We start from the raw sequence: 22,040 nt of genomic DNA on the forward strand, positions 1-22,040 counted from the left end.
CTTTCCCCCACGGTTCCCCCCGACCATGACCACCCTCCTGATTGCCGATGACCACCCGCTGTTCCGCGAAGCCCTGCGTGGGGCGGTACAGCGGGTCATCCCCGGCGTGCAGCTGTTCGAAGCCGACAGCGTGGAAGCGCTGTATGCGCTGGCCGACCAGCACAACGACGCCGACCTGGTCCTGATGGACCTCAACATGCCCGGTGCGCAGGGTTTCAACGCGCTGGTGCACATGCGCTCGCTGCATCCGCACCTGCCGGTGGTCGTGGTGTCCCGCGCGAAGAGGCGACGGTGATGCGCCGCGCGCTCGACCACGGCGCGCTGGGCTTCATTCCGAAGTCTGCGGATTCGGACACCATCGGCCACGCACTGGGCACCATCCTCGATGGTGAGACCTGGGCACCGCCGGAAGCGCACAACGTGCCGCCCACCGGCAGCGAGGAACGCGAAGTCGGCCAGCGCCTGCGCGAGCTGACCCCGCAGCAGTTCCGCGTTTTGCAGATGCTCGGCGCCGGCCGCTTGAACAAGCAGATCGCCTACGACCTCAACGTCTCCGAAGCGACGATCAAGGCCCACGTCACCGCCATCCTGCGCAAGCTGGGCGTGACCAACCGCACCCAGGCCGTGCTGATGGCCGGCAAGCTGGCGATCGACGACGACGCCATCGTGCTGCCGCCGGAAGAAGACTGAAGGTAGTGCCGGCCGCTGGCCGGCATTGGCCTGAAGCCGCCTGAAATCGCTTCGGTAGGTGCCAAGCTTGCTTGGCACTTTTGCCCAGCCCCGCCGATGACGCAATCAGCTCTGGCGGGATGATGGATTCGGTCTCAAGCTGGACGTTCCAACTTCCCGCCCGGAACGATGGACACCTGGACACTGATCGATACCGACGGCTTGAAGATTGGTGTAGTCCAGCGCTTCCGATATGAATCCTGGCGCGTGAGTGGCAGGTTCATGCCCGATCTCGGCTATTCAAGGTACCAGCGGCTCTTCGCCGATCTTGAATATGCAGCCAATGAGCAGTTGTTCACCCATGTCGACGATCTCGAGAGAAGCATCGCTGCATTGCGCATTCGTGCAGTGGGGCCCAGCGGGGAGGACGATCCGCAGCGGGTCTCGAATCTGCAGATCATGCGTGACTGGTGTCAGTTCCAGATCAGTTCAATGACCCGCCCAGCCGATGAGCAACCTCTCACCCTGCCCTCAACAGAATCGAAAGTATCCGCACGTTGATCGCTTTCGTTCGCGAAGGCTGTCCGGATGGTCCCAGGCCTCCAGGCATGGCCCAGCACCATCAGGCACTGCTCCGGTAGGTGCCAAGCTTGCTTGGCACGCTTTTGATGGTGCACCTGCCGGCCAGCGGCCGGCACTACCAGGCACGGCTGCGCTCTCGATATAGCCATCGCTATACAAACCAGCCCTGCCTGCGCGTTTCGCTGGAAATGCGCCGCGCGTGAATCGCGATGCTAAGCTGCGCGTCCCCTTGGGGAGTAGCCGGATTCCTACGCAGGAATCGTCCACGTCAACATACTCGGCCAGTGCGCCGTGGCGTGGACAACCATGATGGTTGGCGAGACCAGCGGCCCGCGCGCGCAACGTCAGGTTGGGCGCGAGCGCAGGCCGTGCGTCCGTCCTAGCCCGACCTCAGCCGCCGCCCATGTCCCCCATTTCGATCCTCCTGATCGGCTTTGCCATGTCCACCGATGCCTTCGCCGCTGCAATCGGCAAGGGCGCGGCCATGCGCAAGCCGGTGTTCCGCGACGCACTGCGTGCCGGCATCATCTTCGGCGTCATCGAGGCGATCACGCCCATCATCGGCTGGCTGCTCGGCCGCGCCGCCCTGCAGTATGTCGAAGCCTTCGACCACTGGATCGCGTTCGGCCTGCTCGGCGCGCTGGGCATCCACATGATCTACAACGGCCTGCGCCCGGACAGTGCCGACGAAGACGAAGACCCCTCGCAGCACCACGGCTTCTGGAAGCTGGCGCTGACCGGTTTCGCCACCAGCATCGACGCGATGGCGGTGGGCATCGGCCTGGCTTTCATGGACGTGCATATCGGCGTGATGGCAGCGGTCATCGGCCTGTGCACGCTGACCATGGTCACCGTCGGCATCATGCTCGGCCGCGTGCTGGGCAGCATGGTCGGCAAGCGTGCCGAGATCATCGGCGGCGTGATCCTGGTGATCATCGGCGCGACGATCCTGTACGAACACCTGCACGGCCTGGGGTAAAACGCCGAGAGCGAGCGATTGCGTGGTTGCCGGCCAGCGGCCGGCACTACTGAGCGTCGCGCAGCGCGCCGAGGAAGGCGCGCAGCGAGGCCGGCTTGATCGGCTTGGTCAGCACGCGGTAGCCGCGTTCGCGCGCCATCCGCTTCAGCTCGTCGCGGCCATCGGCGGTCAGCAGTGCGCCCGGCAGCGGGTAACCGGCCGCCTCGCGCAGCGCTACCAGCGCATCCAGGCCGTCCATGCGGTCGTGCAGGTGGTAATCCACCAGCATCACCTGCGGGCGCTCGGCGATCTTCTCCAGCGCCTGGTCGACGGTGGCCGCAGTGATCACCTGCACCTGCCAACGGCCGAGCAGTGCGCGCATGCCGTCGAGGATCTCCTCGTCGTTGTCCACGCACAGCACACGCAGGCCCGCCAGCGAATCGCTGCGTACTGGCGCGGCGACGGTCTGTGCGGATGTGGCGAGCTCGGTGTAGCCCGGCAGCGGCGCCACCCGCGGCAGGATGATCGAGAACATCGATCCCTTGCCGACCCGGCTGCGTGCGTTCAACCGATGGTCGAGCAGGCGCGAGATGCGCTGGCAGATCGACAGCCCCAGGCCCAGGCCCTGCTCACCCCAGTCGAACGGCTGCTGGTAGCGGTGGAACTCGTCGAAGATCTGCCGCATGTGGTGCTCGGGAATGCCGGGCCCGGTATCCCACACCTGCAGCTCCACTTCGTCGCCGCGCTGGCGCACGGCCAGCACGATGCGGCCCTGGCGGGTGTAGCGCAGCGCGTTGGCCAGGAAGTTCTGCAGCACGCGGCGCAGCAGGCGGCGGTCACTGCGCACCCATGCCGGGCGTGCGAACAGGTCCAGGCGCAGACCACGGCCGGCGGCGACCGGGGTGTACTGCGCGGCCAGCTCACGCATCAACGCACTCACGTCGAACTCGCCGATCACCGGGTGTAGGCCACCGGCATCCAGCCGCGATACGTCCAGCAGGCCATCGAGCAGCTCTTCGGCCGCACGCAACGACGCATCCACACGCTCGGCCAGGTGCTTCTGCTCATCGCTCACGTGATCGCTGTCGCGCAGCGCAGAAGCGAACAGGCGTGCGGCGTTCAGTGGCTGCAGCACGTCATGGCTGATCGCTGCAAGGAAGCGGGTCTTCGACTGCTGCGCGACCTCGGCTTCATGCGAGCGCTCGGCCACGCGCTGTTCCAGCGTCTCATTGGCTTCCAGCAGCGCTTTTTCCGCGTGCTTGTAGTCGGTGATGTCGTTGTAGCTGGTCACGTAACCGCCGCCGGGCAGCGCCTGGCCGCGCATCTCGATCACCTTGCCATCGCTGCGGGTGCGCTCGAACACGTGCGGTGAACCGGCACGCATGTAGCCGATGCGGCGGTTGATCTGCACTTCGATATCGCCCTCGCCCAGCTCGCCGCGCTCGGCGTTGTAGCGGATCAGGTCGGCCACCGGGCGGCCCACGTAGAGCATGCCGTCGGGGTAGCCGAACATGTCCTGGTAACGCCGGTTCCAAGCGGTCAGTCGCATGTCCGGGTCGACCACGCTGACCCCGGCGCTGATGTTCTCCAGCGTGGTCGACAGGATCTCGCGGTTGAAGCGCAGCTCCTGCCCCGCTTCGTCCAGCACCGCCACCACTTCGCCCAGGTCCATGCCCGAGCCACGCAGCAGGCTGGTCAGCAGCAGGCGCGCCGATGCCGCACCGATCGAGGCGGCCAGCAGGCGCTCGGTGAACTGCACCCACGGACGGTCGGCAGGTGCCGAGGATTGCAGCTCACGGCCCAGTGACTGCGCCTGTTCGAAGAACGAACGTCGCGCATGGCGTTCACCCACTACGCGCGAGGCCAGTGCCAGCAGGTCGCCCACGTGCACATGACCGGGCCAGCCACCGGCCACCGACGGGCGCTCGGCATACGGGTCGAGGAACGGCGCGGCGCGCAGCCGCTCGTCGACACCGGGCCGCCAGCGCGCGGACACCAGCATCATCGTCGCCGCGTTGACCAGAAGTGACCAGAAGGTGCCGTGGGTCAGCGGATCCCAGCCGGTCATGCCGAACAGCTGCTGCGGGCGCAGCCACTCGATTCCGAACGGGCCGTGCTGCACCCAGCCAGCATCGACCCAGCCGGCCATCGTCATCGCCGGCAGCAGCAGGGTGTACAGCCAGGTGGCGAAGCCGAGCAGCATGCCCACCTCGACGCCGCGCCGGCTGGCACCGCGCCAGTACAGGCCGCCGATCAGGCCCGGCGCGAACTGCGCCACCGCGGCGAACGCCATCAGGCCATACGAGGCCAGCGTGCTGTCGTTGCTGCTGGTGCGGTAATAGCTGTAGGCCATCAGCGCCAGCAGCAGGATCGCCAGGCGGCGGATCCACAGCACGCGCGAGGCGACGTCGGCGGCCTCCTGGTGGTCACCGCTGCGGCGCAGCAGCACCGGCATCACCAGATCGTTGCTGACCATGGTGGCCAGCGCGATGGACGACACGATCACCATGCCGGTGGCCGCCGAGAAGCCGCCCACATAGGCGATCAGCGCCAGCGCATTGCGGCCTTCGGCCAGCGGCAGGGCCAGCACCATCGAGTCGTCGGCGACGCTGCCGCCGGTACCGAACAGGGTCACGCCGGCGGTGGCGATCGGCAGCACCATGCCCGAGATCAGCACCAGGTAGCCGCCGAACATCCAGCGCGCGCGGCGCACATCGCGCACGTCACCGCACTCGACCACCGCCACGTGGAACTGGCGCGGCAGGCAGATGATGGCGAGGAAACTGAGCAGGGTCTGCGAGATGAAACCCACCGGCGGCAGGCCGGTGAACAGCGTATGCACCGACTCGACCACCGCGTCGGTGCGGTTGCTCAGCCACAGGTAGGCGAACACGCCCACGGCCAGCATCGCCAACAGCTTGATCACCGATTCGAAGGCGATCGCCAGCATCATGCCGTGATGGTGTTCGGTGGCATCGACCTGGCGGGTACCGAACAGGGTGGCGAACAACGCCATCAGCAGCGCCACGTACAGCGCGGGATCGGTGAAGAAGCCGGTCGGGCCGGTGTTGCCGGTCAGCACCTGCAGGCTCATCGCCACCGCTTTGTACTGCAGGGCCAGGTACGGAATGATGCCGATCAGCGCGATGATCGCCACCAGCGCCGCCAGCCGCCGCGAGCGGCCGAAGCGCGAAGAGATGAAGTCGGCGATGGACACCACGTTCTGGCTGCGCGCGATCAGCGCCAGGCGCTCGATGATGCGCCAGCCGAACAACAGCAGCAGCAGCGGGCCGATGTAGATCGGCAGGTAGCCCACGCCGTTGCGCACGGCGGTGCCGACCGCGCCGTAGAACGTCCACGACGAGCAGTACACGGCCAGTGCCAGGCTGTAGACCACCGGCCGCAGCCACGGCCGGTCGGGGTACATCGGCCGACGGTCACCCCACCACGCCACGCCGAACAGCAGCGCGGCATAGGCAACCGAGACCAGCAGCAGGATCCAGCTGGAGACCACGCGCGCGTTTCCGTCGGAAGAACCCGCAGTGTAGGCCAGGCGTGGCCGGGGGTGCGGGCTCGTTGGGGGCAACCACCCCCACCAAGGTGGGGGCCTACGCGGTGCGGGCCACGACCATTGGTCGTGGCCGGCTTCTTACTGGGCCGGCACGCCCATTTCCTTCAGCAGTTCCGGCGCCGGGTAGACCTTGGCCAGCAGCCAGCGCAGGTAGCGCATGTCCACGTGCACGGCGCGCTTGTAGCGCGGGTCGAACCACCAGCTGGCGCTGACCGATTCCCAGTTGCTGTCGAAGTTCAGGCCGATCAGTTCGCCCTTGGCGTTGAGCACCGGCGAGCCGGAGTTGCCGCCGGTGGTATCCAGGTTGGTCAGGAAGTTGACCGTCTGGGTCTTCAGCGCCGGGTCGGCGGTGCTGCCGAAGTCACCCTTGGCGATCGCGGCCAGCAGCGGCTTGGGCGCATCGAACGGATAGGCGTTGGTGTTCTTCTCGACGATGCCGGCCACGGTGGTCACCGGCGAGTAGGTCACGCCGTCGCGCGGATGCAGCGCCTCGACCTTGCCGTAGCTGATGCGCAGGGTGCGGTTGGCATCCGGATACACCGCGCGGCCCTGCTTGGCACGCCAGGCGAACAGCGCCTGCATGTAGGCCGGGCGCAGGCGCAGCTGCTCGCCTTCGCGGGTCTTGCTTTCGTTCTCGATGCGCAGCTGCGCGGCCACCAGCGGGCCAGCCACGGTGATCAGCGGATCGGCAGCCAGCGCCTTGCCTTCGCGCGCAGCAGCGAAACGGGACAGGCGCTGTGCCTCCTCACCCAGTTGGGTGCCGGCGTACAGGGTATCCAGCGCCGCTGCCAGCTGCTCCGGGGTACGGCCGAAGGCCGTATCGAACTCGGCCACGCGCTGCGCGTCCGGCAGCTTCTGGTAGCGGGTCAGCAGGGTGGCCAGCAGCGCCTTCTCGACTTCCGGTGCGTAACGGCGCTGAACCTGCTTGAGCACGCCTTCGATCATCGCCTGGTCGCGCTGCTGGAAACCACTCTCGCGCTGCGCGTCCGGCTTGGCCGATTCGATGCGCAGGCGTTCCAGCAGCAGCGCCGAGCGCAGCAGCTGGCTCTGTGCGGCCATCTGGTCCAGCAGCAGGTCACGCTCGCCCACCGCCGCGCCCTGCGACAGATTGGTCAGCAGCGCCTTGATGTCGCCCTGGTACTTGCGGTCGGTGGCAGCCAGCATCGCCGTCTCGTCGGCGGCACGCTGGGCCTTGGCGTCGCTGCGCAACAGGCCTTCCAGCTCACCGGCGGCGCGCTTGCGGTTGTTCTTCAGCGACTGCAGCTGTGAGGCGTAGCGGGTGCGCGCCTGCGCGTCCTTGGCGCTGGCGGCCTCGATGGTGTCGATCATCTGCTGGAACACCGATACGCGGCGCGGCAGCACGGTATCGATCTGGCCAGCGAATTCGGCCGCGGTACGGTGGCGGTAGGTGATGCCCGGGTAACCGGCCAGCATCGCGTAGTCACCTTCCTTCGGACCTTCCACCGACATCTGCAGGTGCGCCGGCGCCTGGTAGGGCACGTTGTCCTTGCTGTACGCGGCCGGCTTGCCGTCCTTGCCGACATAGGCGCGCAGCAGGGTGAAGTCGCCGGTGTGGCGCGGCCACATGAAGTTGTCGATCTCGTCGCCGTAGTTGCCGATCGCACGCGGCGGCGCATACACCAGGCGCACGTCGCTCAGCTCCAGCTGGGCAATGCGGTAGAAATCGGTGCCGTAGTACATGTTGGCCACCGAGCAGCGCACGCTGCCGTCCTTCTCGCACTCGGCCACGATCTGCTTGCTGGCCGCATCCACGGCATCGAAGTAGGCACGGCCGGTCTTGCCACGCGCCTGCGCCAGCACCTGGTCGGTCACCTTGTCGAAGCCGACGGTGACCAGCACGCGGAAGTCCGGGTTGGCCGGGCGCTCGTCGGCGCGGTCCCTGGCGATGAAGCCACCATTGATCAGGTCGTGCTCGGGCGAGCTGTTGTACTGGATCACGCCCATCGCCACGTGGTGGTTGGTCAGCAGCAGGCCGTCCGACGATACGAACGAGCCGGTGCCGCCACCGGCACGCACCACCGCGCTCAGCGGCGGTGCGGTGACATTGGCCAGGTCGGCCGGATTGCCCTTGAAGCCTGCGGCCTGCAGCGGCTTGGCCAGCTCCGGCAGCTGGGTCGGCATCCACATGCCTTCATCGGCGTGGGCGCCGGCGGCGAGGGTCAGGCCCAGGGCCAGGGCAGTGGGAAGGGCTTTGCGTGGTGACATGGGGCAATCCGGTACGACAGAACAGCCCGGGACCATAGCCGCTGGGGGCGGATGGGGCAACGGCCGATGGTTGGGGGCGTCGTGCACGGTAGTGCCGGCCGCTGGCCGGCAAGCCACGCAACTCGGGAGATACGGTGCAGTTGCCGGCCAGCGGCCGGCACTACCGCATCGTTACTTCTCCCGCCGCCAGTTGATCGACCCACGGTTTTCCACCGTGCTCGATTCCACTTCCACGTCGAAGCCGCGGCGCAGCAGGTACTTCAGCGTGATCACCGAACCGGCACCGACCAGCGACACGCCGTAACCGACGTACAGCTTGGGCGAGATGTACTTGCCGACGCCGATCACCGAGCCACCCAGCGCGCGCGACTGGCTCACGCCGGCATCGTCCAGGCCCAGCTTGGCACCCAGCTGCGAGGCCAGCAGGCCGCTACCGGCCGACAATGCCGCCGAGGCCGCATTGACCTGCTGCGTCTGGTCGCTGCTGGCGCCGGTCAGGCTGCGTCCCAGCACCAGATAAGCCAGGGCTTCGGACTGCGACATCGCCGGATCGGACCACACGTCCGCACGCGGCTGCTGCGCACGCCCGGTCACGTCGATACCCGCGGTGACATCACCGATCCGGCGCTCGGCGCGGATGTTGATGCGCGGGTCGGACACCGCGTTGTAGTTCCAGGTGAGGTTGCCGCGGGTGATGGTCAGGTCCTGCCCGTACGCCTTGTAGCGGCCACTCACTTCCAGCCCGCCATTGGCGGTCATTTCGCGGCCAGGCTTGGCCCAGACCTGCATCTTGCCGGTCAGTGCGCCCTTCAGGCCGAAGCCGGTCATCTTCACCTTGTCACCGAGGCTGACGGTCAGCTCCATGTCCAGCGGCGAGGTACGCGACTCTTCCGGATCGGCCGGGTCGAGCACCACCACGTCTTCGGACACCGAGGTGCCGCGGTCCAGGCGCTCCAGATCGATGTCGGCCTCGGGCACGTGCACGGTGCCACGCAGCTCCATCGCGGCCTTGGCCAGGGTGAAGTCGAGGTTGGGATTGGCGACGATGCGCAGCTCGCTGGTGTTGGACAGCAGCACGTTGTCGCCGTGGATCTTCAACTGCAGCGGCTGTGCATCGCCGAACCACGACAGGCCACCATCCACGTACAGCGTGCCCTGGCCGGAGTTGGCCTGCGCGGTGATCTTGGCCGAACCATCGGGCTGGGCCACGAAGCTGCCCTTGCCCTGGTCGAAGGTCAGGCCCAGTGCCGGGAATTCACCCTTGAAGTTGCTCAGCTGTGCGTCACCGCCCAGCGACGGCTGGCCACGCGTACCGCGCAGGCTGACGTGGCCTTCGATCAGGCCGGTCGGTCGCACGATGTCCGGCGAGAACAGCTCCAGCCAGTACAGCCGCGACATGTTGAGGTAGAGCTCGCCGTTCAGCGGTGCGCTGGCTTCCCAGCCGGTCTGCATCCTGGCGTCGACGAAGCCGTTGCCCTGGAAGCCCATGCCCAGGTAGCCCTTGATGCTGGCCGGGGTCATGTCGAGCTTGAGCGAGAACTGGTCGTAGCGCACCAGCTCGCCACGGGTGGTGTCCCCCACGGCATTGCGGTTCTCACCCAGGCGCACGCCGCCTTCCTTCGAGCGCACTTCCACATGGCCTTCCCAGGCGTTGCCGCGCGGGCGGATCTGCGCATCCAGGCTGACATCGCCACGCAGGTAGATGCGACGGCCGGACTGCGGCGGCAACCACGGCTGCACCAGCGCCAGTGGCAGCGCATCACTGCGCACCACCAGGCCCTCGCGCGGCCAGTTGGCCTGTGCGCACAGTGTGCCGCTGCTGGCAGCGGCCAGGCAGGCTTCGCCCAGCGTGTAGTTGCTGCCGTTGATCGCGAACGCCGCCGGTGCACGCAGCGACCAGGCATCGCCCTTCACCGGTGCGATGCGCAGCGCGGCCAGCTCGCCGCGCCACTGCGCGCCCTGCTGGCGCACGCTGCCCTGCAGCTCGATCGCGCCCATCTCGTTGCGGGTCTGCGCGGCCAGGCGCAGGTTGGAGACACTGCCCTGCGCATCCACATTCAAGCGTTCCAGCAGCATGCCGGCATTGACCTGCTGGCCCTGGATCGCCAGCGTGCCGCTGTCGCCACGCCACGGCAGGTGGCCCTTGATGCTCACGCTCTCGGCGCCGTAGCCGTCCCAGTTGAGGTTGTTGCCGACCAGGTCGGCGGTGATGTCCGGCGCATCGCGCGGGCCCTTCACCTGTACCTGGCCACGCAGGCCGCCATCGGCGCCCGGCAGCAGGTCACTCAGCTGCAGCGGTTCGAAACGCGCATCGATGTCGAGGCGGTCACCGACCTTGCCCGAAGCGGTCACCCGGCTGCTGCCCAGCGACAGCTTCAGGTCACCCTGGCCCTGCGCGCCCTGCAGCGCGAACTTGCCCTGCGCGTCCAGGTTGCGCTGACGCAGCACGCCCTTCAACGACGGCAGATCGACCGTGGCTTCCAACGTGCCGGCGGTACCCGGCGGTGCGTTTGCCGGCGGCGGCAGCTGGCGGCCCTTGGAGGCCAGGTTGCCGGACAGGCGGCCATTCCATCCCGGCACGAAATAGCCGGGGTCGAAGTCCTTCAGCGTGGCCTTGGCATCCCAGTCCAGCTGCGGTGCCCACGCCACCTGGCCTTCCACCTGCAGCTGGCCACCTGGGGTCTGCGCCTGCAGCTGGTGGATCGACGCGGCCTGATCGTTGCCGCGCACATCGAAGTGCAGCTGTGCCTTCTGCGCGTCGCGCTCGACCTCGGCGCGGCCGATCGCCGCCCAGGCCTTCAGGGTACCGGCCAGGCCGAAGCGTGCTTCCTTCAAGGTGACCGGCACCGGGGCGCTGCCGGCGGTGTTCGGGTCCGCCGCTGGCACGTAGGTCAGGTCATGTGCGACCACCGAGAAGTTGAGCTTCTGCTGGTCTTCCTGGCTGAAATCGGCGGTGCCTTCCAGCCGCGCCTCACCGCCAAGACCCTTCACCAGCAGCGGTGAGACTTTCAGCACCTGGTCCTGCAGCGACACCACCGACGGTGCCAGTTCCAGTTCCTGATCGCCCTGTTTCACCTTGCCACGCAGGTTGGCGTTGCCGCCCTTGCCGGCGGCGGTGAAGTCCAGTGCCAGCGGCGCGATCGCCGAGCTGGCCAGTGCCGGCGACAGCAGCGCCAGATCCAGCTCGTCACTGCGGATGCTGGCGCTCCAGCTCGGATCGGTGCGGCCATCGAACACCAGCATCGCGTGCAGCGGCTTCGGCGCGCCCGGCTACGGCCACTTCCATGTGCGACAGGTCACCGCGGGCGACCAGGCCGACGGTGGCGGCCGTGCGGCCACGCGGCGCCGGCAGCACCGCGGTGACGGTCACATCGGTGTCGTAGTCCTTGGCCGGGATGTAACGACCCTGGGCGGTGAAATTGCCCATGTCGCTGTCCACCACCAGTTTGTGTGCCTGGAACTCGCCATTGGCGATCTCGATGCCGCCGCGCACGCGACTGATGTCGATCACCGGCTCGTTGGCCTGGCTGATGCGGAAGCCGTCGATGGCGATGGCATCGGCCTGGATCGCCAACGGCATTTCGATCTGCGGCAGCGAATCGGGCCACGACGGCAGCTTGAACGGCTCGTCACTCTTGGCCAGGTTCAGCGTCGCGTTGGTCAGTTCCAGCTTGTCCAGCAGCAGCTTGCGGCCCAGCAGCGGGCGCAGGTCCGGCTCCAGATGGGCGCGCTCGGCGTGGAAATGGATGTCGTCGTAGCGGAAGTCGACGTTGTACAGGGTCAGCGGACCGGCCACCGGGCCGTCCACCTTGTCCCAGGTGAAGCTGGCGCCCACCGGCAGCCGTGCCACCACCTGCGCCAGCAGCACGTCACGGCCGGCCACGGTCTGCAGCAGCCAGTACACCGCCAGCAGGGCCAGCAGCACCAGGCCCAGCACGCCCACACCGGACCAGGCCCAGAAGCGGCGGCGGCGGTAGAAGCGCACGCGCGGCGGCGTGGTCGGGTTCGGAGTGGGTGCGGGCGTACTCACAGGTCCGCTCCGATGTTGAGGTACAGCTGGAACTGCGAATCCGGGTTGTTCAGGCCATGCGCGATATCCACGCGCACCGGGCCCACCGGCGATTTCCAGCGCACGCCGAAGCCGACGCCGGTATGCAGATCGATGGTGTTGTCGAAGGCGCTGCCGGTATCGACGAACACCGCCGCACCCCAGGGGCCACCATTGAAGTAGTGCTCGTACTCGGCCGAGCCGATCACCAGGTTCTTGGCGCCCAGCGCGTACTTGTCCGGTGCCGGGGTCCGCGGGCCCACCTCGCGATAGGCATAGCCGCGGATGCTGCGGTCACCACCGGCGAAGTAGCGCAGGCTGGGCGGCATCGCCACCAGATCACTGGTCCAGGTGGTGCCACCCTCGCCGCGCAGGATCAGGCGGTTGCTTTCGCCCACCGGGATGTACCAGCGCAGCACGGCATTGGCCTGCACGAAGCTGGTGTCCGAACCGGCACCTTCAACGCCGGCACGCATCGTCGCAGTACCGCTGATGCCCTTGCGCGGGAACAGTTCGTCATCGACGTTGACGTAGTCGGCGACCATCTGCGGGTACACCAGCGTCGACGTGTTGTAGACCGCGTCGGTGAATTCGGTGCCGGAGGCATAGCGCCAGCGCTCGCGCAGCGCGTTGATCGAGGCGATCGCGGTCCAGTGTTCGTTGATCTCGCCGCTGCGGCTGGCGATCAGCTTGAAGTTGCGCAGGTCGATGTAGTCGGTCTGCTCGTCGTAGGCGCTGGCAGCGAAGGTGTACCAGCCATCAAGCCAGTTGAAGGCCGGAATGCGGTAGCTGGTGACCAGGCTCTTGCGCTTCTGCGCATAGTCCAGCTGCGTGTTCATCTTGTGGCCGCGGTTGTTCAGCCACCGCCGTTCGATGCCACCGCGCACACCCGGGCCACTTTCGCTGCCGTAGCTCAGACCCGCGGTGTAGATGGTGCGCTTGGCACGGGTCAGCTTCACATCCACCGGCACTTCGCCGTTCGCATCGGCCTGGTCGGGCCGCGGCTGGATGTCGATCACGCTGAAGTAGTCCAGCTTGGTCAGCGACTCGCGCAGCCGGTCCAGCTTGCCCTCGTGGAAGTAGCTGCCCTGTTCCCAGTACACCAGCGGATCGAACAGCTTGTCGACGAAGTAGTCCTGCTCGAAACGCACCGGTCCCATGTTGTAGCGGCGGCCGCTGTCCCAGGTCAGGTCGATGTCGGCGGCGTTGTCGGCACGGGTGATCTGCACCTGACGCTGGGTGTAGTCGGCATCGAAATAGCCACGTTCGGCCAGGCGGCGGGTGACGGTGATCTTGCTGGCTTCGTACTGCGTATGTTCGAAACGCTGGCCCTTGCGCGGCTTGAACGCGGCCAGATCGTCTCGCAGATACTGGTCGTACATCGCCGGCCCGGTGATGTCGATGTGCTCGCGGCGGACGGTCACCGGGGTGCCCTTGTCGACATGGATCAGCACGCGCACGTGCTCGTCCTCGCGCGGCGCCTCGACCTTGATCACCGGGTTGTAGTACCCGAACGGTTCCAGTGCCTGGCGGGTCTGCCGCTCGGCCTGTGACAGCAGGTACTCCAGGCGCGATTCGCCCTGTTCCTTGCCGATCGTGTCGTACAGCGACAGCGATTCCTGGATGTTCTCGATGATTGCGGCGTCGTCGCCCTTGTCCAATCCCTTGATGTCCACCTTGTCGATGGTGCCGCGCGCGTGGGCCACGGAGGTGGCGGCCAGCGACAGGACCATCAGCGGCAGGGCGTATTTCTTTGGCTGCATGCGGCACAGCATACCGACCGAAGGTGGCGATGCGAAATGCATCACGTCATTGGGGATCGGTTGTTAAGTGGCGGTCAAAATACGCGCCTTTGTGGCGATCGTCGTGATCGCAGCCGAGGATGCCGGCATCGTGCGCGATGCCGGCAATGACCCCGATGGACATCCGCCAGCGGTGATCCGGTAGTGCCGGCCGCTGGCCGGCAACCCACAGACCGATCCGATGCGCGGTGGCAATGCCGGCCAGCGGCCGGCACTACCGATACGGGCGTCAGCTCGACAGATGCTCGATCGCTGCCACCTTGCCCAGGCGCTCGCCCAGCATCGTCAGCAGCGCCAGGCGGTTGCCACGCAGCGCCGGATCCTCGGCATTGACCATCACGCCATCGAAGAACGCGTCGACCTGCGGGCGCAGGCGGGCCAGGCGCGCCAGCACAGCCACGTAATCCTTGTGCTGCAGGCTGGCGCCGGTGTCGTCGATGGCCGCGGTGACCGCTTCAGCCAGCGCGCTCGGCGTCTTCCTGCAGCAGCGCCGGGTCGATCTGGGCCGGAATGTCGCCTTCAGCCTTGCGGAGGATGTTGCGGATGCGCTTGTTGGCCGCAGCCAGCGCCTCGGCTTCCGGCAGCGCGGCGAAGGTGCCGATCGCGTCCAGGCGGCGGTCGAAGTCATACAGCGAGACAGGCTTCAGTTCGGCCACCGCATTGAAGTGCGTGGCTGGCACGTTCTTGTCGCCGTAGTAACCCTTCAGGCGGTCGAGGATGAAGTCGTACAGCTCGCCAACGTCGGCCTGCACGTTGCGTGCGGCCAGGCCGGCGTTGGCGCTGGCCAGCAGCGCGCAGGTCCAGCTCGAAGCCGCTTTCGATGATCGTGCGGGCCAGGCCCAGCGCGTTGCGGCGCAGCGCGAACGGGTCCTTGTTGCCGGTCGGCTTCAGGCCTGCGGCGAAGCCACCGGCCAGCGTGTCGACGCGCTCGGCGATGGCCAGCACCTTGCCCAGCGGCGACAGCGCGATGTCATCACCACCGAAGCGCGGCTGGTAGGCCTCGTCGATGGCCAGCGCCACCTCGGCCGATTCGCCACCGGCCACGGCGTAGTGGCGGCCGGCGATGCCCTGCAGCTCCGGGAACTCGTTGACCATGCGCGACTGCAGGTCGTTCTTGGCCAGTTCGGCAGCCCGCTTGGCCTGCGCGGCATCGGCGCCAACCTGGGGTGCGATCACTTCGGCCAATGCAGCCACGCGCGCCACCTTGTCGGCCACGCTGCCCAGCTTGGCCTGGTAGGTCACCGTCTTCAGCCCCTCACCCATCGACACCAGGCCCTGCTTCAGGTCCTCGTCGAAGAAGAACTTGGCATCGGCGAAACGCGGACGGATCACCCGCTCGTAGCCCTTGGCCACTTCGGCCACGTTCTTCGATTCGATGTTGGCGATGCCGATGAACTTCTCGGTCAGCGTGCCTGCGGCATCCAGCACCGGGAAGAACTTCTGGTTGATCTCCATCGTCTCGATCAGCGCTTCCTGCGGCACCGCCAGGAACGCGGGCTCGAAGCTGCACAGCACCGCCGACGGCCATTCGACCAGGCTCACCACCTGCTCCAGGTTGTCGTCGGTGATGCGGGCGCTGCCACCGGCCTTGGCCGCAGCGGCCTCGACCTCGGCGACGATGCGCGCGCGGCGCTCGCTCGGGTCGACCAGCACGAACGCGGCGCGCAGCGCTTCAACGTAGTCCTGCGGCTGCGCCAGCGACACCGCCTGGTCATGGTGGAAGCGATGGCCACGGCTGACGCGGCCGGCCTGCAGGCCGAACAGTTCGGCCTCGACCACGTTGGCGCCGTGCAGCAGCACCAGCCAGTGCGCCGGGCGCGCGAAGCCCCAGGCGTGGTCGCCCCAGCGCATCGGCTTGGGAATCGGCATCGCCGCGATCGCCTCGCGCAGGATCTCCGGCAGCAGGCTGGCGGTGCTCGCGCCCGGGGTCACCGCGCGGTGCACGAAACGCTCACCCTTGTTGTCGGTGGTCTTCTCCAGCGCGGTCCAGTCGATCCCGGCCTTGGCGGCGAAGCCCTGCAACGCCTTGGTCGGCTGGCCTTCGGCGTCCAGCGCGATGTTCAGGTACGGGCCCAGCACTTCGCTGTGCTGCTCCGGCTGTTCCAGGCCGACGCCCGGCAGCAGCACGGCCAGGCGGCGCGGAGTCGACAGCGGGCGCGCATCGCCCAGTTCCAGCGCGACGCCGCGCTTGCGCAGGCCGTCGACAACGCCATCGAAGAACGCCTGGGCGAGGCCCGGCAGCGCCTTGACCGGCAGCTCCTCGGTGCCCAGTTCGATCAGCAGGGGGGACAGTTGGCTCATCGTTTCAATCCTGTGGTGGGGGCGCAGCGCGCGACGCGTCCGGCGCCCCGGAGTAAGGGGGGAGCGGCCGTCAGGCCTTCTTCGCGCCCGGGAAGCCCAGCTTCTCGCGCTGCTCGTAGTACGCCTTGGCCACCGCCTGGGCCAGCGCGCGCACGCGCAGGATGTAGCGCTGGCGCTCGGTCACGCTGATCGCGCGGCGCGCATCCAGCAGGTTGAAGGTGTGGCTGGCCTTCATCACCTGCTCGTAGGCCGGCAGCGGCAGGTTCACTTCCACCAGCTTCTGCGCTTCGCGTTCGCAGGCATCGAAACGGTGGAACATCTCTTCCACGTCGGCGTACTCGAAGTTGTAGGTGCTCTGCTCCACCTCGTTCTGGTGGTAGACGTCGCCGTAGGTCACCGGCTGGCCGTCCGGGCCATAGGTCCACACCAGGTCGTAGACGTTGTCGCAGTTCTGCAGGTACATGCACAGGCGTTCGAGACCGTAGGTGATCTCGCCCAGCACCGGGCGGCACTCCAGGCCACCAGCCTGCTGGAAGTAGGTGAACTGGGTCACCTCCATGCCGTTGAGCCAGACTTCCCAGCCCAGGCCCCAGGCGCCCAGCGTCGGCGACTCCCAGTTGTCCTCGACGAAGCGCAGGTCGTGCACCAGCGGGTCGATGCCCAGTGCCTTCAGCGAATCCAGGTACAGCTGCTGGATGTTGTCCGGCGCCGGCTTCATCGCCACCTGGTACTGGTAGTAGCGCTGCAGACGGTTCGGGTTCTCGCCGTAGCGGCCGTCGGTCGGGCGGCGCGAGGGCTGCACGTAGGCCGCGTTCCAGCTCTCCGGACCGATCGCACGCAGGAAGGTGGCCGGGTGGAAGGTACCGGCGCCCACCTCCAGGTCGAGCGGCTGGATGAGCACGCAGCCCTGCTGGGCCCAGAACTGGTTCAGGGTCTGGATCAGGCCCTGGAAGGTGATCGGAACGGTCGGGGTCGCGGACATGCGTACGAGTCTTGGCCGGCAAGGGGGTGCGTTAGTATAACGGCCGACCTGCGGGGCATTCCGTACCCGGGAGGAGCAGGCAGATGGAACATCGGCTGCCGGTGGGCACGCCCGGCGAGGCTGGCGGCGTACCGCTGCCGTGGGGACGGCTGCAGTTCGAGCAGATTGCCGCGGCCCTGATCGCCGATGGCCTGGTGGCCGAGCAGGACCGCGAGCGCATGCGCTTTTCCGCGCAGGGCGCACGCAACGCCAGTGAAGTGCACCCGCTGGTGCTGCTGTCCAACCTCAAGCTGGCCGCCAACGGCGGTGGCGAACTGACCCTGGAGCGCCTCACCGAGTGGCTGGCGCAGCGCACCGGCAGCCGCTACCTGCGCATCGACCCGACCCGGGTCGACGTCGCCGCGGTCACCGCGCTGGTCTCCCATGCCTACGCGCGCCGCCACCGTTTCCTGCCGTTGGCGGTGGATGCCGAGCGCGTGCTGGTGGCCACCAGCGAGCCACTGGTGCAGGAATGGCGCCGCGACCTGCAGCACCTGACCCGCCGCCGCATCGAGCTGGCGGTGGTCAACCCGCTGGACCTGCATCGCTACACCATGGAGTTCTACGGGGTGACCCGTTCGGTGCGCGGCGCCCGTGGCGACGTGCGTGGCGAAGCCAACACCACCCTGCCCAGCTTCGAACAGCTGGTGGAGCTGGGCCGCACCGGCGACGTCAATGCCGACGACCAGCACATCGTGCATATCGTCGACTGGCTGCTGCAGTACGCCTACGAGCAGCGCGCCTCGGACATCCACCTGGAGCCGCGCCGCGAAATGGGGCGCATGCGCTTCCGCATCGACGGCGTGCTGCACAAGGTGTTCGAGGTACCGCCGGCGGTGATGACCGCGGTGGTCAGCCGCATCAAGGTGCTCGGCCGCATGGACCTGGCCGAACGCCGGCGCCCGCAGGATGGCCGCATCAAGACCCGTTCGCCGGGCGGCCGCGAGGTCGAGATGCGCCTGTCGACCATGCCCACCGCCTTCGGCGAGAAGTGCGTGATGCGCATCTTCGACCCCGATGCCGCGTTCAAGAGCATCGACCAGCTCGGTTTCAGCCCGCAGGAGGCGGCGGGCTGGAATGCACTGGTCGAACGCCCGCACGGCATCGTGCTGGTCACCGGCCCGACCGGCTCGGGCAAGACCACCACCCTGTATTCCACGCTGAAGCGGCTGGCCACGCCGGACCTGAACGTGTGCACGGTGGAGGACCCGATCGAGATGATCGCGCCCGAGTTCAACCAGATGCAGGTGCAGACCAACATCGACCTGGATTTCGCCAGCGGCGTGCGCACGCTGCTGCGGCAGGACCCGGACATCATCATGATCGGCGAGATCCGCGACCTGGAAACCGCGCAGATGGCGGTGCAGGCCTCGCTGACCGGCCACCTGGTGCTGTCCACCCTGCATACCAACGATGCGCCCTCGGCGGTCACCCGCCTGCTCGACCTGGGCGTGCCGCACTACCTGCTGGCCAGCACCCTCAACGGCATCCTTGCCCAGCGCCTGGTGCGCACGCTGTGCCCGCACTGCAAGCAACCGCACAGCCTCGGCGCGGCCGATTGGGCGGTGCTGGCTGATAGCCATGCTGCATATCCAGATGCCGCCACGCCCTGTCGGCCGGTCGGTTGCCTGGAGTGCCGGCGCACCGGATTCCTCGGCCGCATCGGCCTGTATGAGTTGCTGCCATTGGGCTCGCGGCTGCGCGGGCAGATCCGCGCCGACATGGATCTGGCCGGTTTCAGCCGGGCTGCGCGGGCTGAAGGCCTGCGAACCCTGCGCCAGGCCGGGCTTGAAAAGGTGGCGCAGGGGCTGACTACAATCGAGGAAGTCCTGTCAGTCCTGCCGCCCCCGGATGAACCCAGCCCCGTTCCTGATCCTTGAAACCGGCCGCCCGGTACCGTCGCTGCGCCGCTACGGGCGCTTTCCGCACTGGATCCGCGTCGCCGCCGGGCTGGAAGAACACGAGACGGTGGTGGTCGATGTCGAACACGGTGGCGCCCTGCCCGACCCACATGCCTTCGCCGGCGTGCTGGTGACCGGTTCGGCCGCCTTCGTCACCGACCATGCCGACTGGAGCGAGCGCAGCGCCGCGTGGCTGCGCCAGACCGCCCACGACGACCTGCCGGTGTTCGGCATCTGCTACGGCCATCAGCTGCTGGCACATGCGCTGGGTGGCGAAGTGGCCTACAACCCGGCCGGCCGCGAGTCCGGCACGATCGAACTGGAACTGCAGCCGCAGGCGGCGCAGGACCCGCTGTTCCAGGGCCTGCCGCAGCACTTTGCCGCCCATGCCACCCATCTGCAGACCGTGCTGCGCGCCCGATGGTGCCGAGGTGCTGGCCCGTTCACCGCTGGATGGCTGCCACGCCTTCCGCTGGGGGCGCCAGGCCTGGGGCGTGCAGTTCCATCCGGAGTTCGCCACCCACCATATGCGTGGCTACGTGCGCGCCCGGGCCGACTGCATCGGCCGCCATGGCGGCTGCGCCCGCAGCATCGAGCGCGCGGTCAGTGCCGCACCGCTGGCCCGCCAGCTGTTGCGCCGCTTCGTCCGCCAGGCGCGGCTGTCTTCAGCCCAGCCGGCGACAAAACAGGGATAATCGGCGGCACGGGTGACTGCCCGGCCCCCTTTCTGTCCCTCCCGGATGTCCATGAAAGAGATTCGCAAGCTGCCGGCCTCGGCGGGCGCTCAATGGTTGCTCGATACGTTCTCCCTGTACCGGCGTGCGCCGCTGCAGCTGGCCCGGATCGGCCTGACCTGGCTGCTGGTGAGCTGGGTGGTGACCCTGCTGTCGACCTTGATTCCCGGCGCCGCCGGCATGGCAGTACAGCTCATGACCCTGGCCATTTCGCCGATCATGTTCGGCGGCATGCTGTATGCCGTGGGCGAGATCGACGAAGGCCGCCCGGGCCTGGCCTCGCACCTGCTGCAGCCGATCCGCGACCACCGCGTCAGCCACCTGCTGGTGCCGCTGGCGATACAGGTGCTGGCGGTCCTGCTGCTGGGCGCACTGTTGTTCATGATGATCGGCCGCGAGGGCTTCACCGCCTTCAGCGAGGTCATGACCAAGATGGAAGAAATCAGCCGCAGCGGCCAGCAGATCAAGCCGGACGACGCGGCCGCGCTGGTCGCCAACCTGCCGGCCAAGCGCATCGCGCTGTGGATGCTGCTGGTGTTCCTGAGCGCGGTGGCGCTGTCACTGGCGATGTTCACCCAGCCGGCGCTGGTGGTGTTCGACAAGCAGAGCGGCATGCATGCGCTGCGCCTGAGCCTGCAGGGCTGCATCGAGAACATCGGCGCGATGTTCGTGTTCGCCGCGCTCGGCCTGATCGCCGCGTTCTGCATGTACATCCTGTTCGTGATCGTGATCCAGGTCGCGATGCTGATCGGTGGCCCGCTGGCTGCGGCCTTCATCGCCCAGCTGGTGCTGACCACGGTGCTGATGCCGCTGTATGTCGGCGCGGTCTACGCCGCGTGGAAGCAGATGTTCGTGCATCGCGGCAGCCGCGCGGCCCCACCGATCCCGACCACGCCGACCTCAAGCGACGTGTTCCACGCCTGACGGAAAAAGGGGACGGAGGGGATTAAGTCGTTTATGCCCAGTGTGTGCAGCTAACGACTTAATCCCCTCCGTCCCCTTTTTTTCTTTCAGGCGGCGGGTTTTTTCACTACCGACGACGGCACCAGCCAGCGTGCGGCGTGGATGCCCAGTTCGTAGAGCAGGCACATCGGAATCGCCAACATCAGCTGCGAGACCACGTCCGGCGGGGTCAGCACTGCGGCCACCACGAAGATGCCGACGATCGCGTAGCCACGGCCTTCCTTGAACTGCTGCGGCGTCACCCAGCCCAGCAGCACCAGGATCACCATTGCCACCGGCAGTTCGAAGCTGCCGCCGAAAGCGAAGAAGATCGCCAGCACGAAGTCCAGGTAGGCGTTCGCATCCGGAGTGATCGCGATCACGTCCGGGCTGAAGGTGGTCAGGAAGTGGAACACCGCCGGCAGCACCAGGAAGTAGGCAAAGGCGCAGCCGGCGTAGAACAGCAGCACCGACGACACCAGCAACGGCACCGCCAGGCGCTTCTCGCGCGCATACAGGCCCGGGGCGACGAACGCCCACAGCTGGTACAGCAGCCACGGCACCGCCACGAACAGGGCCACGAAGAAAGTCAGCTTCAGCGGTGCGAAGAAGGCACCGGCCGGATTGGTGGCGATCATCGTCTGCCCGTTCGGCAGCTGCGAGACCAGCGGTTCGGCCAGTGCGTTGTAGAGCTTCTGGGTAAACGGCAGCAGGCCCAGCAGCACCACGCCCAGTCCCAGCAATGCGCGTACCAGGCGGCCACGCAGTTCCACCAGATGCTCAACCAGCGAGCTTTCGCCGAAATCCTGTTCACTCATGGCTGGCGCTCCGTGCTCTGCGGCGGCGTCGCACCGGCTTCAGGGGGTGTCGCCGGCATCGGCTCGGGAGCAGCGCTCTCCGGTACGGGCACATCGGCGTCGGGCGCGGTGCTCATGTGCGGCGGAAGATCCGCGGGCGCCGGCGCGCGTACTTCCTGCGCCAACGTATCGCCCTGCTGCTGGGCCTCCTGCGCTTCGCGACGGATCGCTTCACCGCTGGCGCGCAGCTGGTTCTCGGTGTCCTGCATGCCCTGGCGCACGTCCTGCATCTGCCGCTTGATGTCCTCGGCCTGCAGTTCGCGCTCCAGTTCCTGTTTCACCGAATCCCACTGATTGCGGGCACGACGTACCCACAGGCCGGCAAAGCGGGCCGCCTTGGGCAGGCGCTCGGGACCGAGCACTACCAAGGCAACCACCGCAATCACCAGCAGTTCGCTGAAGCCGATATCAAACACCGCGACCGCTCC

At 67.5% G+C, this 22,040-nt stretch carries 10 protein-coding genes, 4 pseudogenes and 1 riboswitch; of the genes and pseudogenes, 6 read left to right on the forward strand and 8 right to left on the reverse strand.

Annotation, left to right across the window (positions count from 1 at the left end; genetic code table 11):
• Positions 1-25: 25 nt before the first annotated feature.
• The 3 genes and pseudogenes from ACZK2V_RS22755 (at position 26) to ACZK2V_RS22765 (ending at position 2,230) form a co-directional block, all read left to right on the forward strand.
• Positions 26-690 (forward strand): annotated as a pseudogene (locus tag ACZK2V_RS22755) (response regulator transcription factor).
• A 168-nt stretch (positions 691-858) separates the two neighbouring features.
• Positions 859-1,230 carry a hypothetical protein gene (locus tag ACZK2V_RS22760; RefSeq protein WP_132811051.1) on the forward strand — a complete coding sequence of 124 codons (372 nt, stop codon included), beginning with the start codon at positions 859-861 and terminating at the stop codon, positions 1,228-1,230.
• Between the two features lie 246 nt (positions 1,231-1,476).
• Positions 1,477-1,566, forward strand: a riboswitch (yybP-ykoY riboswitch).
• An 88-nt stretch (positions 1,567-1,654) separates the two neighbouring features.
• Entirely contained in the window at positions 1,655-2,230 is a 576-nt protein-coding gene (locus ACZK2V_RS22765; protein ID WP_032128462.1) for a manganese efflux pump MntP, read from the forward strand.
• A gap of 46 nt (positions 2,231-2,276) precedes the next feature.
• On the opposite strand, the gene ACZK2V_RS22770 is transcribed toward ACZK2V_RS22765, so the two are convergent.
• From ACZK2V_RS22770 to glyQ, 6 genes and pseudogenes are all read right to left on the reverse strand, one after another.
• Positions 2,277-5,723, reverse strand: coding sequence for a hybrid sensor histidine kinase/response regulator (locus ACZK2V_RS22770; RefSeq protein ID WP_486322858.1), 3,447 nt, complete (start codon positions 5,721-5,723; stop codon positions 2,277-2,279).
• Between the two features lie 135 nt (positions 5,724-5,858).
• A complete protein-coding gene (locus ACZK2V_RS22775) occupies positions 5,859-8,006 on the reverse strand; it encodes a S46 family peptidase (protein ID WP_486322859.1) in 2,148 nt (715 codons plus the stop codon).
• A 171-nt stretch (positions 8,007-8,177) separates the two neighbouring features.
• A pseudogene (locus ACZK2V_RS22780) lies at positions 8,178-12,036 on the reverse strand (translocation/assembly module TamB domain-containing protein).
• Positions 12,033-13,829, reverse strand: a complete 1,797-nt coding sequence (locus ACZK2V_RS22785; protein WP_107433444.1) for an autotransporter assembly complex protein TamA — start codon at positions 13,827-13,829, stop codon at positions 12,033-12,035. The pseudogene ACZK2V_RS22780 and the gene ACZK2V_RS22785 overlap by 4 nt, the downstream one beginning before the upstream one ends.
• A 256-nt stretch (positions 13,830-14,085) precedes the next feature.
• A pseudogene (gene glyS, locus ACZK2V_RS22790) lies at positions 14,086-16,157 on the reverse strand (glycine--tRNA ligase subunit beta).
• A gap of 70 nt (positions 16,158-16,227) precedes the next feature.
• Positions 16,228-17,139, reverse strand: a complete 912-nt coding sequence (gene glyQ / locus ACZK2V_RS22795; protein WP_006403404.1) for a glycine--tRNA ligase subunit alpha — start codon at positions 17,137-17,139, stop codon at positions 16,228-16,230.
• Positions 17,140-17,222: 83 nt separating this feature from the next.
• Here glyQ and ACZK2V_RS22800 point away from each other — a divergent pair, with 83 nt between their 5' ends.
• The 3 genes and pseudogenes from ACZK2V_RS22800 (at position 17,223) to ACZK2V_RS22810 (ending at position 20,737) form a co-directional block, all read left to right on the forward strand.
• Complete coding sequence (locus tag ACZK2V_RS22800; protein ID WP_478476255.1) at positions 17,223-19,058, forward strand: GspE/PulE family protein; 1,836 nt, start codon at positions 17,223-17,225, stop codon at positions 19,056-19,058.
• Positions 19,030-19,774: pseudogene (locus ACZK2V_RS22805) on the forward strand (glutamine amidotransferase). The gene ACZK2V_RS22800 and the pseudogene ACZK2V_RS22805 overlap by 29 nt, the downstream one beginning before the upstream one ends.
• 51 nt (positions 19,775-19,825) lie before the next feature.
• Positions 19,826-20,737 (forward strand): BPSS1780 family membrane protein, encoded by a 912-nt coding sequence (locus tag ACZK2V_RS22810; protein WP_012512520.1) that lies wholly within the window; start codon positions 19,826-19,828, stop codon positions 20,735-20,737.
• An 86-nt stretch (positions 20,738-20,823) separates the two neighbouring features.
• On the opposite strand, the gene tatC is transcribed toward ACZK2V_RS22810, so the two are convergent.
• On the reverse strand, positions 20,824-21,573 hold the full coding sequence (gene tatC, locus ACZK2V_RS22815; protein WP_006403544.1) for a twin-arginine translocase subunit TatC: 750 nt from the start codon (positions 21,571-21,573) through the stop codon (positions 20,824-20,826).
• Positions 21,570-22,028: a Sec-independent protein translocase protein TatB gene (gene tatB, locus ACZK2V_RS22820; protein ID WP_189720266.1), complete on the reverse strand. Its 459-nt coding sequence runs from the start codon at positions 22,026-22,028 to the stop codon at positions 21,570-21,572. The genes tatC and tatB overlap by 4 nt, the downstream gene beginning before the upstream one ends.
• Between the last annotated feature and the right edge of the window lie 12 nt (positions 22,029-22,040).

The organism is Stenotrophomonas sp. 93052_Sma, assembly GCF_056481145.1.